17 protein-coding genes and 1 pseudogene are annotated in these 14,191 nt (G+C 76.9%); 4 read left to right on the forward strand and 14 right to left on the reverse strand.

What is annotated here, in order from left to right; translation table 11 throughout:
* Positions 1–44: 44 nt before the first annotated feature.
* The 7 genes from ACRYR9_RS12405 to ACRYR9_RS12435 form a co-directional block, all read right to left on the reverse strand.
* Positions 45–986: an ABC transporter substrate-binding protein gene (locus tag ACRYR9_RS12405; protein WP_432493528.1), complete on the reverse strand. Its 942-nt coding sequence runs from the start codon at positions 984–986 to the stop codon at positions 45–47.
* A gap of 23 nt (positions 987–1,009) precedes the next feature.
* Positions 1,010–1,735, reverse strand: a complete 726-nt coding sequence (locus ACRYR9_RS12410) for an ABC transporter permease (protein WP_432493526.1) — start codon at positions 1,733–1,735, stop codon at positions 1,010–1,012.
* Positions 1,736–1,739: 4 nt separating this feature from the next.
* Positions 1,740–2,390, reverse strand: coding sequence for an ABC transporter permease (locus ACRYR9_RS12415; protein WP_432493524.1), 651 nt, complete (start codon positions 2,388–2,390; stop codon positions 1,740–1,742).
* Positions 2,391–2,486: 96 nt separating this feature from the next.
* Positions 2,487–3,941 carry a serine hydrolase domain-containing protein gene (locus tag ACRYR9_RS12420; RefSeq protein ID WP_432493522.1) on the reverse strand — a complete coding sequence of 485 codons (1,455 nt, stop codon included), beginning with the start codon at positions 3,939–3,941 and terminating at the stop codon, positions 2,487–2,489.
* 73 nt (positions 3,942–4,014) lie between these two features.
* A complete protein-coding gene (locus tag ACRYR9_RS12425) occupies positions 4,015–4,977 on the reverse strand; it encodes a co-chaperone YbbN (protein WP_432493520.1) in 963 nt (320 codons plus the stop codon).
* A gap of 63 nt (positions 4,978–5,040) precedes the next feature.
* Positions 5,041–6,039 (reverse strand): hypothetical protein, encoded by a 999-nt coding sequence (locus ACRYR9_RS12430; RefSeq protein WP_432493518.1) that lies wholly within the window; start codon positions 6,037–6,039, stop codon positions 5,041–5,043.
* The gene (locus tag ACRYR9_RS12435) at positions 6,039–6,716 is read right to left on the reverse strand and encodes a hypothetical protein (RefSeq protein ID WP_432493516.1); all 678 of its coding nucleotides are present in this window, start codon (positions 6,714–6,716) and stop codon (positions 6,039–6,041) included. Before ACRYR9_RS12435 ends, ACRYR9_RS12430 begins: the two co-directional genes overlap by 1 nt.
* A 348-nt stretch (positions 6,717–7,064) precedes the next feature.
* Here ACRYR9_RS12435 and ACRYR9_RS12440 point away from each other — a divergent pair, with 348 nt between their 5' ends.
* Positions 7,065–7,544: a DoxX family protein gene (locus ACRYR9_RS12440; RefSeq protein ID WP_432493514.1), complete on the forward strand. Its 480-nt coding sequence runs from the start codon at positions 7,065–7,067 to the stop codon at positions 7,542–7,544.
* A gap of 28 nt (positions 7,545–7,572) precedes the next feature.
* Here ACRYR9_RS12440 and ACRYR9_RS12445 read toward each other — a convergent pair whose 3' ends face one another.
* A complete protein-coding gene (locus ACRYR9_RS12445) occupies positions 7,573–7,914 on the reverse strand; it encodes a thiamine-binding protein (protein WP_432493512.1) in 342 nt (113 codons plus the stop codon).
* Between the two features lie 153 nt (positions 7,915–8,067).
* Here ACRYR9_RS12445 and ACRYR9_RS12450 point away from each other — a divergent pair, with 153 nt between their 5' ends.
* The gene (locus tag ACRYR9_RS12450; RefSeq protein ID WP_432493510.1) at positions 8,068–9,219 is read left to right on the forward strand and encodes a coiled-coil domain-containing protein; all 1,152 of its coding nucleotides are present in this window, start codon (positions 8,068–8,070) and stop codon (positions 9,217–9,219) included.
* Between the two features lie 57 nt (positions 9,220–9,276).
* On the opposite strand, the gene ACRYR9_RS12455 is transcribed toward ACRYR9_RS12450, so the two are convergent.
* The 3 genes from ACRYR9_RS12455 to ACRYR9_RS12465 form a co-directional block, all read right to left on the reverse strand.
* Positions 9,277–10,023, reverse strand: a complete 747-nt coding sequence (locus ACRYR9_RS12455) for an alpha/beta hydrolase (protein ID WP_432493508.1) — start codon at positions 10,021–10,023, stop codon at positions 9,277–9,279.
* Positions 10,020–11,117, reverse strand: a complete 1,098-nt coding sequence (locus ACRYR9_RS12460; RefSeq protein WP_432493506.1) for a threonine aldolase family protein — start codon at positions 11,115–11,117, stop codon at positions 10,020–10,022. Before ACRYR9_RS12460 ends, ACRYR9_RS12455 begins: the two co-directional genes overlap by 4 nt.
* Before the next feature lie 83 nt (positions 11,118–11,200).
* Positions 11,201–11,503 (reverse strand): hypothetical protein, encoded by a 303-nt coding sequence (locus tag ACRYR9_RS12465; RefSeq protein ID WP_432493504.1) that lies wholly within the window; start codon positions 11,501–11,503, stop codon positions 11,201–11,203.
* 222 nt (positions 11,504–11,725) lie between these two features.
* Between ACRYR9_RS12465 and nucS the strand changes: the two genes are divergently transcribed.
* Positions 11,726–12,418, forward strand: a complete 693-nt coding sequence (gene nucS / locus ACRYR9_RS12470; protein ID WP_432493502.1) for an endonuclease NucS — start codon at positions 11,726–11,728, stop codon at positions 12,416–12,418.
* Between the two features lie 50 nt (positions 12,419–12,468).
* Here nucS and ACRYR9_RS12475 read toward each other — a convergent pair.
* A pseudogene (locus ACRYR9_RS12475) lies at positions 12,469–12,816 on the reverse strand (STAS domain-containing protein); the annotation flags it as partial.
* A gap of 258 nt (positions 12,817–13,074) precedes the next feature.
* Here ACRYR9_RS12475 and ACRYR9_RS12480 point away from each other — a divergent pair.
* Positions 13,075–13,407, forward strand: a complete 333-nt coding sequence (locus ACRYR9_RS12480; protein ID WP_432493500.1) for a hypothetical protein — start codon at positions 13,075–13,077, stop codon at positions 13,405–13,407.
* A 35-nt stretch (positions 13,408–13,442) separates the two neighbouring features.
* Here the strand turns inward: ACRYR9_RS12480 and ACRYR9_RS12485 are convergent, their stop codons facing one another.
* Entirely contained in the window at positions 13,443–13,877 is a 435-nt protein-coding gene (locus ACRYR9_RS12485) for a DUF2550 domain-containing protein (protein ID WP_432493498.1), read from the reverse strand.
* Between the two features lie 28 nt (positions 13,878–13,905).
* Positions 13,906–14,184 carry a F0F1 ATP synthase subunit epsilon gene (locus ACRYR9_RS12490; RefSeq protein ID WP_432493496.1) on the reverse strand — a complete coding sequence of 93 codons (279 nt, stop codon included), beginning with the start codon at positions 14,182–14,184 and terminating at the stop codon, positions 13,906–13,908.
* Positions 14,185–14,191 lie beyond the last annotated feature (7 nt).

Here is a 14,191-nt window from a genome sequence, read left to right on the forward strand (position 1 = left end):
ACCCGCGCGGGTGGCCGGCCGTCGTCGTGCCGCTGCGGGCCGGGTCAGCTCGCTGCCGGCTCGACCGGGTTGGCCTCCAGGTAGGCGCGCGCGACGTCGGCGACGGGTTCCTTGCCGACCTGCACCCGCGCCAGGTACTCGGTGAGCTTCTCGGTGGTCAGGGTCTCCGAGAACGCGTTCAGCGCCGCTGCGATCAGCGCGTCGCTGCGCGCGGCGCTGATCAGCGGCACCACGTTCTCGGCCAGGAACAGGTTCTGCGGGTCCTCCAGCACGACGAGGTCGTTGGACTCGATCGCGGAGTCGGTGGTGAAGAGGTTGGCGACCTGCACGTCGCCGTCGAGCAGCGCCTGCACGGTCAGCGGGCCGCCGACGTCCAGCGAGCGGTAGTCGGCGAACTCCACCCCGTACACCTCCTCCAGACCCACCAGGCCCTGGTACCGCTCGGCGAACTCCGGCGCACCGCCCGCCACGAGCTGACCGGCCACCGGGGCCAGGTCCGCGATGCTCGTCAGGCCGTACTGCTCGGCGGTGGCCCGGGTGACGGTCAGGCTGTCCTTGTCCTCGGCGGCGGCCTGCTCGAGCACCGTCAGGCCGTCCGGCAGGGCCTCCTCCAGCGCCTCGTACACCTCCTCCGAGGTGTTGACGTCCTCGGGGACGCCGCCGTCCGAGACCGCCGCGAGCAGGGCGCCGTTGTACTCGGGGATGAGGTCGATCGAGCCGTCCTGCAGCGCACGCAGGTACACCTCGCGCGAGCCGATGCCGAAGTTGCGCTCCACGTCGACGCCGGAGGCCTCCAGCACCTGCGCGTACATCTCCGCGAGCAGCTCGCTCTCGGGGAAGTTCGCCGAGCCGATCACCAGTGCGCCCGTCTCAGCCCCCTCGGTGCCGGGATCCGCGGCGAGCGGGTCCTCCCCCGCCCCGCAGGCGGCCAGGCCCAGGGCGCCGCCCGAGGCCAGGACGGTCGTCAGCAGGGTTCTGCGGTCCATGGGTGATGCCTTCCGTTCGGTCCTCACGCCAGGTCGGCGTCGAGGCGGGACTGGTCCGGGGTGGCCGGGCGGCGCCGGCCTCGGGCGCGGTGCGAGCCGCGGCCGGTGAGCCCCGGGGAGACGACGGTCCGCTGCACCAGGGCCAGCAGCAGGTCCAGGACGATCGCCAGGACCGCCACGACCACGGCGCCGGCGAGCACGCGGCCGTAGTCGTTGACGGCGAGGCCGTCGATGAGCAGGCGCCCCAGCCCGGACAGGCTCACGGCGGCGGCGACCGTCGCCGTGGACACCACCTGCAGCGTCGCCGCGCGCAGGCCGCTGAACAACACCGGCATCGCCATGGGCACCTCCACGCCGAACAGCACCTGCAGCGGGCGCATGCCCATGCCGCGCGCGGCGTCCACGACGGCGCGGTCGACCGAGCGCAGCCCGGCGTAGGTGGAGGTGAGGATCGGGGGGATCACGAGGACCACCAGGGCGATGAGCACCGGCAGCACGCCCAGGCCCATGAGCGTCACCAGCAGCATGAGCAGGCCCAGCGTCGGCAGGGCCCGCCCGGCGTTGCCCGCGTTGATGGCCAGGAACGAGCCGCGGCCGGTGTGACCGATGAGCAGCCCCAGCGGGAAGGCGATGCAGAACCCGGCCAGCAGCGCCAGGCCCGTGTACCCGAGGTGGGCGAGCACCAGCTGCGGGATCGAGCCGTCGCCGCTCCAGTGCGCCGGGTCCAGCAGGTAGGGGGTCTCCTCCACGGTCTCAGCCCTTCCGCCCGGCCGACCGGGTCCACGGCGTGGCCCAGCGCTGCAGCAGCACCAGCAGCAGGTCCGCCACGGCTGCCAGCAGCAGCGTCAGCACGATCCCGACCACGATCGGCTCCGGGTAGTCCAGCTGGAACCCCCGCGTGAACAGGACCCCCAGTCCACCGACGCCGATGAGCGCGCCGACGCTGACCAGGCTGATGTTGGACACGGCCGCCACCCGCGCCCCGGCCAGGACCACCGGCAGCGCCAGCGGCAGCTCCACCTCCACCAGCCGCCGCGTGCGCCGGTACCCCATGGCGGTGGCGGCCTCCGTCAGCGCCGGGTCCACCGAGCGCAGCGCGTCGGCGACCGTGCGGGCCATCAGCGCCAGCGTGTACACCGCCAGCGCCACCACGACGTTCACCGGCGACAGGATCCGGGTGCCCAGCAGGTACGGCAGCGTGACGAACACCGCCAGGGAGGGGATCGCGTACACGACGCCCCACACGCCCATGAGGGGCTGGTACACGCGCGGGAACCGCACGCCCAGGTACCCCACGGGCAGCGCCAGCAGGGCGCCGATCACGAGCGGCACCACCGACAGGACGACGTGCTCGGTCAGGGCGTCCAGCACGGCGGCCGAATCGCCGCGCAGGTAGTCGATCACCGCAGCTCCGTGGGGTGGGTGGGGGTCGGGTCGGCAACGGTCCACGGTGCAGCACACCGGCGGGGACCGCGACCGGAGCACCTCACGGGACCACCTTCAGGGGGCCAGGGGTGCGCGCAGCCGCGCCAGCGGGGGCTCGTGCAGCGGTGCGGTGCACCAGGTCCCGCGGAACGTGCCGGCCGCCGGGTCCAGCTGCAGCTGCAGGCGGTGCGGGGTCTGCACGAAGACCACGTCCACCCGCAGCGCTCCCGGACCGGTCCACGCCCAGGCCGTCGCCAGCGGGCCGGTGGTGACCCACCCCTCCCCCAGCGCCGCGGTCAGCCGGTCCCCGGCGTCCTCCAGGACGATCGACCAGCCGGTCCCGGCGGCGTCCCGCTGCAGCAGCACGCGCGTCAGGGTGGCGGGTGCGCTGCCGGGGACCGGGGTCAGGCGGGCCTGCACAGGCTCGCCCGCGGACCCACCGGCTCCGGCCGCCGCCACCGGCGCGTCCAGGCGCAGGACCGCCAGGCGGGCGGCGAGCGCAGCGTCGTGCTCGGCGGCGTCCGGCGGCAGCGGCGGCCCCGACAGCGCTGGCAGCAGGTGCTCCCACACCGCCTCCAGCAGCACCTGCGTGGTGCTGCTCTGACCGGTGATCGCCACGACGGCGTCCTGCTCGGGCAGCACCAGGGCGAACTGGCCGTAGGCGCCGTCGGCGCGGTAGCCGTGCCGGGACACCCAGAACTGGAAGCCGTACCCGAGCTGCCAGTCCGGGTCGGGGTGGGCGTCGGCGGTGGCCACGTGCGCCCGGCGGACCTGCTCGACCCACGCCTCGGGCAGCAGCTGCCGCCCGTCCCAGCGCCCGCCCTGCAGGTGCAGCTGGCCCAGCGCGGCCAGCGCCTCCGTCGTCGCGTGCAGCCCGGACCAGCCGATCTCGCGGCCCTGCTCGTCCTTCAGCCAGGCGGTGTCCCCGATGCCGAGCGGGTCCAGCACCCGCGGGCGCAGGTACTGCGTCAGCGTGCCGCCGGTGACCCGCTGCACGATCGCGGCCAGGGCGTGGGTGCAGGGCTGGTTGTAGGCGAAGACCTCGCCCGGCTCGCCCTGCGGAGGCAGCCGCAGGAAGCCGCGCAGGACGTCGCCGGTGGGGTCCGCGCTCGCCTCGCCCAGCGTCTCGGCGGTGTGCCCGCTGGCCATGGCGGCCACGTGCCGCACGCGGATGGAGCGCGACCGCTCGTCGGTGACGTCGGCGTCCAGCTCGGGGAAGTACGACAGGACGGTCGCGTCCAGGTCCACCAGGCCCTCGGCGACCGCCAGGCCCAGGGCCGTGGCGGTGAAGCTCTTGCTCACCGAGTACAGCAGGTGCGGCAGCTCGGGCGCGTAGGGCTCCCACCAGCCCTCGGCCACGACGTGCCCGCCGCGCAGCACCGCCAGGGAGTGCAGCTCCACGCCGGGGGCGGCCTCGACCGCGTCCAGGAAGGCGGCCACGCCGCGGGAGTCGACGCCGCGCGCAGCGGGCGCGGCGCGGGGCAGGGCCCTGGCCGCGCTGCCGGTGGGGGTGCTCGCCTCGGTGCTCACGGACGTGATCCTAAGCGGCGGCAGCGCCCCGGCCCGGGGCCGCGCACCCGGCGCGGCCCCGGACGGGTGCGGCTCAGAACAGCGCGCGCGTCAGCGCGGCGCGGGCCTTGACCACCCGCGGATCGCTCGTGCCGACCACCGTGAACAGCTCCAGCAGGTGGGTGCGGGCCGCGTCGCGGTCCTCGCCGGCGGTGCGCTGCACGATGCGCAGGAGGCGGTCGAAGGCGTCCTCGACGTGGCCGCCGACGAGGTCCAGGTCGGCCACGACGAGCTGCGCGGCGACGTCGTCGGGCGCGGCGGCGGCCGCCGCCCGCGCCTGGGCGAGGTCGACGCCCTGCACGCGCCGCAGCACGCCGACGCGGGCCAGGCCCTCGGTGGCCGCGGTGTCGCGCGGGTCCGCGGCCAGGGCCTTGCGCCAGGCCGCGGCGGCGGCGTCGTGGTCGCCGGCCTCGGCGGCGGCCAGCGCCTCGGCGTGCAGCGGGGGCAGCGGCGGCGCCGCGGGCTCGTCGGCGGCGGGCGCGGCCTCGCCGGGCACCCGGCCGGTCACGCCGTTGGCCTCGGCGACGCGCAGGACCTCCTCCAGCAGCGGACGGGCCTCCTCCGCAGAGGGGTAGGCGCCGGTGAACAGCGGCAGCGGCTGCCCCTTGACGATCGCCGCGACCAGCGGGACCGCGCGCGCCTGCAGGGACTGCACCAGCGACTGCGCCAGGGCCGGCTCGGCCTGGGCGTCGATGCGGCCCAGCAGGAACCGGCCGCCGAACTCGTCGGCGAGCTGGGCGAGGACCTCCGCACCGGTGTCGTACCCCTCGGCCCACAGGTCCAGCACGACGGGGAACTCCACCGACGACTGCACGACCTCGGTGAAGGACTCCTCGGTGACGTCCACGACGAACGGCGAGGCCTGCTGCGCGGTGGCCGGATCGGCGGCGGCGCGGCGCGCGACCTCCTCGCGGCGGGAGTTGCGGGCCGCCAGCGCCCCGAGGTCCACCGCCCCGCGCAGGTTCAGCCCCGCACCGGGGGGAGTCGGTTGAGTCATGGCGGTCAGCTTCTCACGCAGCCGCCGACGCGCCGCAGCCCCTCCGGGTGCGGTCCGCGGCGGTCAGGACGCCTCCACCGAGACCGGCCCGCTCTGCACGGCGACCGCGGCGACCTGGCCCTGCCCGGGCGGCACGGCGAAGACCACGACCTCCTCGCGCACCACCGTCAGGTCGGTCGCGCTCTCGCGCCCCGCCAGCGCGGCCAGCACCGGGTCCAGCTGCCCGGGCACCCCGCCCGCCGGGCCGCGCAGCGTCGTCGTCCAGCGGTAGCCCGCCACCACGAGCGCCCCGCCGTCGCGGGTGCGCACGGCCAGCACGGGGTCCTCCAGCAGGGTCCGCTCCTGCGTCAGCGACCCGCCCGCGGCCTCCAGCGCGCTGCGCTGCTCCTGCACGGAGGCCAGCACGCCCTGGCGGTAGGCGTCGGCGGCGAACTGCCCGGCGAACTCGCTGGCGTCCCCCTCCAGCAGCACGTCGGCGTAGCGCTCGGCCACGGCGGCGGGGCTCATCGGCAGGTTGGTGTCCTCGTCGTCGGCCACGACCGCCGCCCCCTCGGCGGGTGCGCCCGTGGTGGGCAGGCTCGCGCCCGGCAGCAGCGAGGGGGTCGCCCAGACCCGGTACGGCTCGCGCGCCGAGGGCGAGCGCAGCACCACCAGGGACGGCTTGGTGTCCTCCCCCGGCTCGGTGACGGTGAGGAACCAGTGCGGCCAGGCCTCCTGCCGAGGCAGGACCGAGGACATCGCGTCCAGGTCGTCGGCACCGCTCGCGGGCGGGGTGACGCCCGCGGCGGCGACGGTCGCGGCGGCGCGGCGCAGGGCCAGCTCGGGGCCGCCCACCCGCTGCTCCAGCGCCTCGAGGTCGGTGGCGGCCGGGTCCGCGAGGGCCTGCAGGGGTGCGGTGGCCGCCTCGGCGGTGCGGGCGGCCTGCGCGGGCTGCACCACGAGCGGCACGCGCTCCCCCGCGGCGGCGGGGGCCTGCACGGCGGGCAGCTGGGCGCAGGCGGGCAGCGCCAGCAGCGCCGCGCAGACGGCGGTCAGCGCCGTGGTCCGGGCGGGTCGGCGCATCAGGCGGTCTCCTGCCGGGCGGGTCGAGCGGGGGTGCCGGCGGTGCGGCGCGGTCGGCGGTGCAGCAGCAGGCCGACGACGCCGAGCAGGACCAGGACGCCGCCGCCCGCGGCGAGCGGGACGGCCGAGGGGTGCCGGGCGGCCGCCCCCGTCGGCACCCAGGACAGCTCCACCCGCTCCGGGGCCGCGGCGGTGCCGTCGGTCGCCACGAGGGCGACCGCGCCGCCGGCCGCGGCGAGGGCGTCGTCGGTGGTGGTGCCCCAGGCGAGGGAGGCGCTGCCTGCGCCGTCGGCGGAGGCCAGCCACACGTCCGCGGCGCGCGGGTCGGCCGCCGGGCCCGTCCCGGTGGAGCTCGTGCCGGCGACCGGCTCGCGCAGCGAGCCGTCCACGCCGGTGACCTCGGTGCGCGCGGCGTCGCCGAGCCACGCCTCGGCGTCCCGGGCGGTGGCCACGCCGATGAAGACGTCCCGCCCGTCGGCGGCGCGGGCGCTGACGGTCGCCCGCGGCCCGGTGAGGTCCAGGACGCCGGGGGCGGTGACCACGGCCACCGCGCCGTCGGCCGCGCCGACCTCGACGGTCAGGGTCCGCGGCGGGGCCAGCACGGTCAGCAGCAGGGCTCCGGCGGCACCGCAGCCGAGACCGGCCAGCAGCAGCAGCCAGGCGATCGCGCGTCGCACGGGGTCCTCCGGGGTGGTGGTCGGGTGACGTCCCCCGGTCGGCGCGGCCTCCGAGCCCGCGGGTCCTCAGCGCGCTGCGGGGCCCCGGCTCGCACGGAGCGGGCACCGGGTACGGGGGGACACCCTACGCGCGCCCGCACGGCGGGCGTGAATCCCGCCGGAGCGGGGACGAGCCGCCCGCCGCGGTGAACCGCGCCCGCGGGGGCCTCGTTGACGGGGTGGTGATCACGGCGAGGGGCTGCACCCGCGCACCCCTGGCCGACCGCCACCGTCGCCGCAGCCTGCCGCGACACCTCGCGCCCGCCCGAAGGGCCGCAGAGCCCCCTCCCGAACGCAGAGGACCGGACCATGACCACCACCAGCACGCCCACCGACAGCCCCTCGACCACCCGCGGCGCCTCGAGCGCCGCGAGCACCCCCTCGGCGCCCAGCACGGGACTGCTCCTCGGGCGCCTCGTCGCCGGCGCCCTGCTCCTGGTGCACGGCGTCCCCAAGCTCCTCGAACCGCAGCGGGCCACGGGGATGGCCGCCTCCCTGGGCGTGCCGGCCCCCGACCTGGCGGGCTGGCTCGTCGTCCTCGGCGAGGTCGGCCTCGGCTCGCTGCTGCTGCTGGGCCTGCTGACCCGCGTGGCCGGCGGCCTGCTGGTGGTGCAGATGGCCGGGGTGTGGCTGCTCGTCCACGCCCCGAGCGGCTTCCTCGTCGAGGGTCAGGTCAACGGGGAGAACGCCCTGCTGCTCGGCGCGGCCGGTCTGGTGCTGCTGTTCACGGGCGCCGGCCGCTTCTCCCTCGACGGGGTGCTGCGGCGCGGCTCGGACCGGCGCGGCTGAGCGTGGCGGCGGGGCCGGCCCGGCACGCTCACTGGCCGCGGCCGGCCTCGCCCTGCGCCCGCTCCACGGCGGCCTCCAGCCGCTCCAGCTTCCCCGTGAGCTCGCCCTCGCGACCGGGGCGGATGTCGGCCTTGAGGACGAGCGACACGCGCGGGCCGTGGCGGCCGACCGCCTCGCAGGCGCGGCGCACCACGTCCATGCACTCCTCCCAGCTGCCCTCCACCGTGGTGAACATCGCGTCGGTGCGGTGCGGCAGGCCCGAGGAGCGCACCACGAGGACCGCGTCGGCGACGGCGGCGCTCACCGAGCCGTCGAGCGCGCCCTCGGGCGCGGGACCACCGGACGGGGAGACGGAGAAGGCGACGAGCACGCGCCCACGCTAGGCGCCGCGCGGGTGGAGCGCCTGCCCGGTCCCCGGCCGCGGCGCGACTACGCTGCGGCGGAGCGGACGCGCCGCTCCGTCACCCGGCGGAGGCGTTCCGCCCGTCCGCCGCCCGTCCCCGACCAGCCCGGAGGTCCGCCGGTGTCCAGCGAGTCCCACGACGCGTTCAACATCGTCGTGCGCGGTTACGACCGAGCTCAGGTCGACGCCCGGCTGCAGCACCTCGAGGAGGCGCTGCGCGAGGCGCGCGCCCGCGTCGAGGAGAGCGACGCCCGTGCGCTGCGGGTGGCCGCCGAGCTCAGCCAGGTCCAGAAGGAGCTGCGCGAGCACGACAAGCCCACCTACTCGGGCCTGGGCGCGCGCATGGAGAAGCTGCTGCGCCTGGCCGAGGACCAGTCCGGGGAGATCCTGCGCTCGGCCCGCCGCGACGCCGACCGGTTGCGCGAGGAGGCCCGCGCCGAGGCCCTGGAGACCCGCACCCGCGCCGACGAGGACGCCCAGCGGCGCACCTCGGCCGCCACCCGCGACGCCGCCGAGATCCTCGAGCGCGCCCGTGCGGACGCCGAGGGCCTCGTGGAGTCCGCACGGCGCAGCGCGGCGGAGACGACCGCCGCCGCCGAGCGCCACGCCGCCAACCTGCGCGCCCAGGCCGAGCACGAGACGTCCGAGGCGGTCGCCGCCGCCGAGCGCCACGCCGCGGCGCTGCGCGCGCAGGCCGAGCGCGAGACGCTGGAGCTGCGCACCGGCACCGAGGCCGCGGTCCGCGAGCAGGAGCTCGCCCTGGCCGCGGCCCGCGAGCGCGCCGCCGAGGAGGACCGCCAGCGCCTGGAGGTGGCCGCCGCCCGCACCGCGGCCCGCATCGCCGAGGCCGAGCAGCGCGCCGCCGAGGCCGAGGAGCGCGCCCAGCAGGCCGCGGAGGCCGCCGAGTCCATCCGCGCCGAGGCGCTGGCCCAGGCGGCGCTGCGCGCCGAGCGGTCCCGCGAGGAGGCCGACGCGATGGTCACCGAGGCCCGGACCCGCGCCCAGAAGATGGTGGACACCGCCCGCGAGCAGGCCGAGCGCAGCCGCGCCTCGGCGCAGGCGGAGGTCGACGAGCTCATGCAGCAGCGCGACGAGATCACCGAGCACCTGGACGACCTGCGGGGCCTGCTCGGGCTGGCTCCCCTGACCCACGACGCGCCGCACGACGTCGAGCGGGGCGAGCACCCCGACGGCGCCGGGGAGGGGGACGCGGAGGTCGTCGACCTCACCGGCCGCGCCCCGCGCGAGGACCGCGCCGGCGCCGTCGGCTGAGCCCCCGCCGCGGTGCGTCCGCGCCCCGCGGGGCGGCGGGCGCGCCGCGGCGGCGCGTCAGGACGGGGGCCAGGTGGTCGGCAGCGGCGACCTGGCCGGGTTGACGCGGGCGACGACCTCGTCGAGCACGCGCCGCACCGAGGGCTCCCCCACCCACAGGTGCTTGGCGCCCTCCACGGCCACGACCTCCGCCTGCGGCAGCTCGGCGAAGCGCTCGCGCGCCTCGTCCGGGCGCAGGAAGTCGTCCAGCTCCGGCACCAGCGCGGTCACCGGCCGACCCAGCTCTCCCCAGGCGCGCAGGTCCTGCGGCGTGGACCAGCGCAGCGGCGGCGAGAGCAGGATCAGCCCCTCCACCAGCGGGTCCCGCCCGTGCACCAGGGCCAGGTCGGTGCCGAAGGACCACCCCAGCAACCACACCCGCGGCAGCTCGCGGAACTCGGCGAGCTCCAGCGCGGCGGCGACGTCGAAGCGCTCGGCCCCGCCGGCGTCGAAGGTGCCCTCGCTGGTCCCGCGGGGGCTGGAGGTGCCCCGGGTGTTGAAGCGCAGCACCGCCAGGTCCGCCAGCGCCGGCAGGCGGTACGACGCCTTGCGCAGCACGTGGCTGTCCATGAACCCGCCGGCGGTGGGCAGCGGGTGCAGCGTCACCAGCGTCGCCACCGGGTCGCGCTCGGCCGGCAGCGCCAGCTCCCCCACGAGCGTGAGGCCGTCGGCGGTGTGCAGCTCGACGTCCTCGCGGCGGGCGGGCAGGACCACGTCCGAGCGGATCTCCACGGGGCCGGCGCCCGGGTCCGGTGCGCCGCTCACCGGGCCAGCTCCTCGCCCAGCACGCCCAGCAGCGCCGAGACGTCGCCACCGGTGGTGTCGAAGGAGGTGACGAACCGCGCCTCGACCGTGCCGGGGCCGTGGTGGGGGTCCCACACGAAGAACGGCACGCGCTCGGCGGCGCGCTCGGCGACCGCGGCGGGCAGCGAGGCGAAGACGGCGTTGGCCCGCACCGGTCGCGTCAGCCGGACCCGGGACCCCAGGTCCTGCAGGCCGCGCGCCAGCAGGGCGGCCGCCGCGTTCGCGGCCGCGGCGTTGCGCAGCCACAGGTCGCCCTCGAACAGGGCCAGCAGCTGCGCGGAGACGAAGCGGGCCTTGGAGACCAGCTGCAGCGACTGCTTGCGCAGCCGCGCCAGCCCCGGCGCCGCCGCCTCGTCGCGGACCACGACGACCTCGGCGATCCCGCCACCGTTCTTCGTCCCGCCCAGGGAGACCGCGTCCACGCCCAGGCGGGTCGTCAGCTCCCCCAGCCCCGCGCCCAGGGCGACGGCGGCGTTGGCCAGGCGCGCGCCGTCCACGTGCACCCGCACGCCCAGGCCGTGGGCGACCTCGACCAGCTCGCGCAGGTGCGCGGCGGAGTAGACCGTGCCCAGCTCGGTGCTCTGCGTCAGCGTCAGCGCCCCGACGGGGGCGGCCATCGGGCCCCGGGCTCGGCGCACCGCCCGCTCCAGGTCGGCCGGGTCGATCAGGCCGTCGTCGGTGGGCAGCGGGATCAGCTTGGTGCCGCCGACGTGCTCCAGGGCGCCGCCCTCGTCGTGCAGGACGTGGGCGTGCGCGGAGCACAGCACCGACTCCCACCGGTGCGTCAGCGCCTGCAGCGCCACCACGTTGGCGCCCGTGCCGGTCAGCACGACGGCGGGGACGGCCGCGGGGCCGAAGTGCTCGCGCAGCACGCCCTCCAGGGCGGCGGTGTAGGGGTCACCGCCGTAGCTGGCGACGTGCCCGCCGTTGGCCGCCACGAGCGCGGCGAGGACCTCGGGGTGCATGCCGGCGGCGTTGTCGCTGGCGAAGGAGCGGCGGGCGGGGTCGTGCCGCACGCTCGCGGGAGGGTGCTCTTCGGTGGGTGTTCCGGTCACCCGGCGACGGTAGTGGGGCGCCCGTCGGGTGACGAGGCGGGCCCGGCCGGGGACGAGGCGGGCCCGGGCGTCAGGGCCGTGCGTCAGCGCGGTCCGCGCCGGCCGCGCGCGTCGAAGCAGGAGGTGTGCCAGTGCCGCCGCTCGCTGACCCCGTCGCCGGGGCTGAAGGTGCCGCGCGAGGGCCAGACGACGACGTGCGCCCGGCCGGGCGGGATGTCCTGCGCGCAGCCGGGGCAGCGGTAGGTCTTCTCGGAGGTGTCGCCGCGCAGGGGGCGGACCACCCAGGAGCCGTCGGGGCCGGTGACGGTGCGGTCCACGCCGCGGCCGAGCACGCCGCGCGGCGGGGACTCGGGGCGGCGGCGGTTGGCTCGGGGCACGTCCTCCATGCTCCCAGCCGTCCCGGAACGCCGAAACCGGGCGCCGCCGCGGTGGAGTCCCCTCCACACCACCGTGGCGCGCCCGGTGCACCCCTCCACCGCTCGAGCGCCGATTTTCGTTACAGACCCCCTTAGGGGGGTCGTCGCCGGGCGGGCCGCGAGCGGTCCCGGGAACGGGCCTCGGGCCCGGCGTCCCGGGCACCGGCGGATCAGGACGTAAGCTGCCCGACCGTGCGCCTGGTCATCGCCCGCTGCTCCGTCGACTACGCGGGGCGCCTGTCGGCCCACCTGCCGCTGGCCACCCGGCTGCTGGTGGTCAAGGCCGACGGCAGCGTGCTCGTGCACTCCGACGGCGGCTCCTACAAGCCGCTGAACTGGATGAGCCCCCCGGCGCGGCTGACGGTGAGCCCGGCGGGCGAGGACGCCGGCGAGGGCGTGGTGGAGACGTGGACGGTGCAGCACCTGAAGAGCGACGACCGGCTGGTGGTGTCCGTGCACGAGGTGCTGCACGACTCCAGCCACGAGCTGGGCGTGGACCCGGGTCTGGTCAAGGACGGTGTGGAGGCGCACCTGCAGAAGCTGCTGGCCGAGCACATCGCCACGCTGGGCGAGGGGTACCGGCTGGTGCGCCGCGAGTACCCCACGGCGATCGGGCCGGTGGACATCCTGGCCCGCGACGGTGGCGGCGGCGCGATCGCCGTGGAGATCAAGCGCCGCGGCGACATCGACGGCGTGGAGCAGCTGACGCGCTACCTCGAGCTGCTGAACCGCGACCCGCAGCTGCGGCCGGTGACCGGCGTGTTCGCCGCCCAGGAGATCAAGCCCCAGGCACGCACGCTGGCCACCGACCGCGGCATCCGCTGCGTGACGCTGGACTACGACGCCCTGCGGGGCATGGACGACGCCTCCGCGCGCCTGTTCTGAGCCTGCTGCCGCAACCCGTTCACCACCTGCCGCGGCGGACCGCCGGCACGGGCGAGCTCGTCCTCCACCCGCAGCACCCGGTGCAGGCGCGTGACCCGCACCAGGCGCAGGGTGGGCAGCGGTACGTCCCGCAGCACCAGTTCCCGGCCGGCGCGCTGAGCGCGCCGGTGCGCGCCGACGAAGACGCCGAGCCCGGTGGCGTCGGCGACGACGATGCCGTCGACGCTCACCACCAGGCGCCCGGAGCCCCGGTCGACGGCGGCGTGCAGGGCCGCACGCACCTCCGGCACCGAGTGCACGTCGAGGCGCCCGCAGACCCGCACGAGCCTGCCGGGGTCCTCCTCGACGACCGTGGCACCGCCCGGTGGGGCGGTGCGGGCGGCGCGCCGCGCCGCCACCTCGTCCGCGGCGCTGGGCACCGCGGTCCTTGCTGCGACCTGGATCGCCATGTGTTCCTCCCCCGAGGACGCCGGTCGTGGTCACCGGCTAGGACGCAGGGGCCCGCCGTCCGGTTGCACCGTGCTCCCGCACACCCAGGACACCCTGTGTGCTGACTCTGCCACGCGCTGCAGTCATCAGGGAGTGGACGGTCGCGGCGTTCACCGAACGGTGACCTTCCCGGGGACCGCGCTGGACAGAGCGGGGACACTGACGAGGTGGACTTCAGCGGCTACCACTACCTGCTCGGCCCGGTCATCGCCATGCTCGTCGTCGGCCTGCTGGTGCTGCTGCTGCGCTGGACCTTCTCCCACGGGCGCTCGCTGGTCGAGCGCCGCCCCCGCAGCGGGACCAGCGGCGAGTACGGCCTGCTGGAGGTGGTCTCCGCACCCGCCACGTTCGTGGAGGCCGAGGTTCAGCGGCGCACCCTGGTGGACGCCGGCATCCGCGCCACGCTGGCGCCCACGACCGAGGGCCCGCGCGTCATGGTCTTCCCCGAGCACGCCGGCCTGGCCCGCCAGCTCCTCGCCGGGCCCGGCCCCCTCGACTGAGCAGCGGCCGGGTGCCCGACGGGCGGCGGCGACCCTCAGGCGACGTTGACGTTCTGCCCCGGCGGCGCCGACTCGAGCCAGGACGCGAAACCGGTGTAGGCGTCGGCGCTCATCGCCAGCTCCAGCGCGGCGCCGCCGTGCCGGCACTCCACGACGATGGCGTCGGGCTGGACGGCGAGGCGCTCGTTGCCCTCGGTGTCGCGACGGCGCATCACGTCGAGCGCCCCCCGCGCGAAGGAGCGCGAGGGGCGTGGCGACAGCGAGAACGTGCGGTACCAGTCCAGCCGGTCGATCTCGTAGCGCGCCACCCCCAACGCCCAGCGGCGGGAGCCCGGGTGGCGCACCGAGCAGTCGAACGTGCCCAGCCGCCCCGTGAGGCGGCGTCGGCGCACGACGACGAGGAGCAGGCCGAGCAGCGCGAGCAGGGCGCAGGCGCCCGCCACCTCCAGGGACAGCAGCAGCTCGCGCACGCCGGTCAGGTCCTCCCCGGTCGGGCCGTCAGCGGTCCTCGCCGGCCCGACCGGTGACCTCGCGGACCGTCTCGGCCACGATGGTCACCTTGTCGGAGTCGACGGAGAAGAACCCGCCGTCCACGTGGACGGTGGTGCCGCCCCCGGACGCGGTGACGGACACCTCCCCCTCGGCCAGGACGGCGAGCAACGGTTCGTGGCCGGCCATGATGCCGATCTCGCCGTCGACGGTGCGCGCACGCACCAGCGTCGCCTCACCCGACCACACGGACCGGTCGGCGGCGACCAGCTCGACCTGCAACGGCACCCTGTGC

This window comes from Kineococcus auxinigenes (genome assembly GCF_050871525.1).
In the GTDB taxonomy this organism is placed as follows: domain Bacteria; phylum Actinomycetota; class Actinomycetes; order Actinomycetales; family Kineococcaceae; genus Kineococcus.

Coding starts and splice junctions, on each gene's coding strand:
- ACRYR9_RS12465 (WP_432493504.1), bottom strand. CDS start 11,503: ATGGAGGACGTGCCCCGAGCCAACCGCCGCCGCCCCGAGTCCCCGCCG.
- ACRYR9_RS12425 (WP_432493520.1), bottom strand. CDS start 4,977: ATGACTCAACCGACTCCCCCCGGTGCGGGGCTGAACCTGCGCGGGGCG.
- ACRYR9_RS12405 (WP_432493528.1), bottom strand. CDS start 986: ATGGACCGCAGAACCCTGCTGACGACCGTCCTGGCCTCGGGCGGCGCC.
- ACRYR9_RS12430 (WP_432493518.1), bottom strand. CDS start 6,039: ATGCGCCGACCCGCCCGGACCACGGCGCTGACCGCCGTCTGCGCGGCG.
- ACRYR9_RS12440 (WP_432493514.1), top strand. CDS start 7,065: ATGACCACCACCAGCACGCCCACCGACAGCCCCTCGACCACCCGCGGC.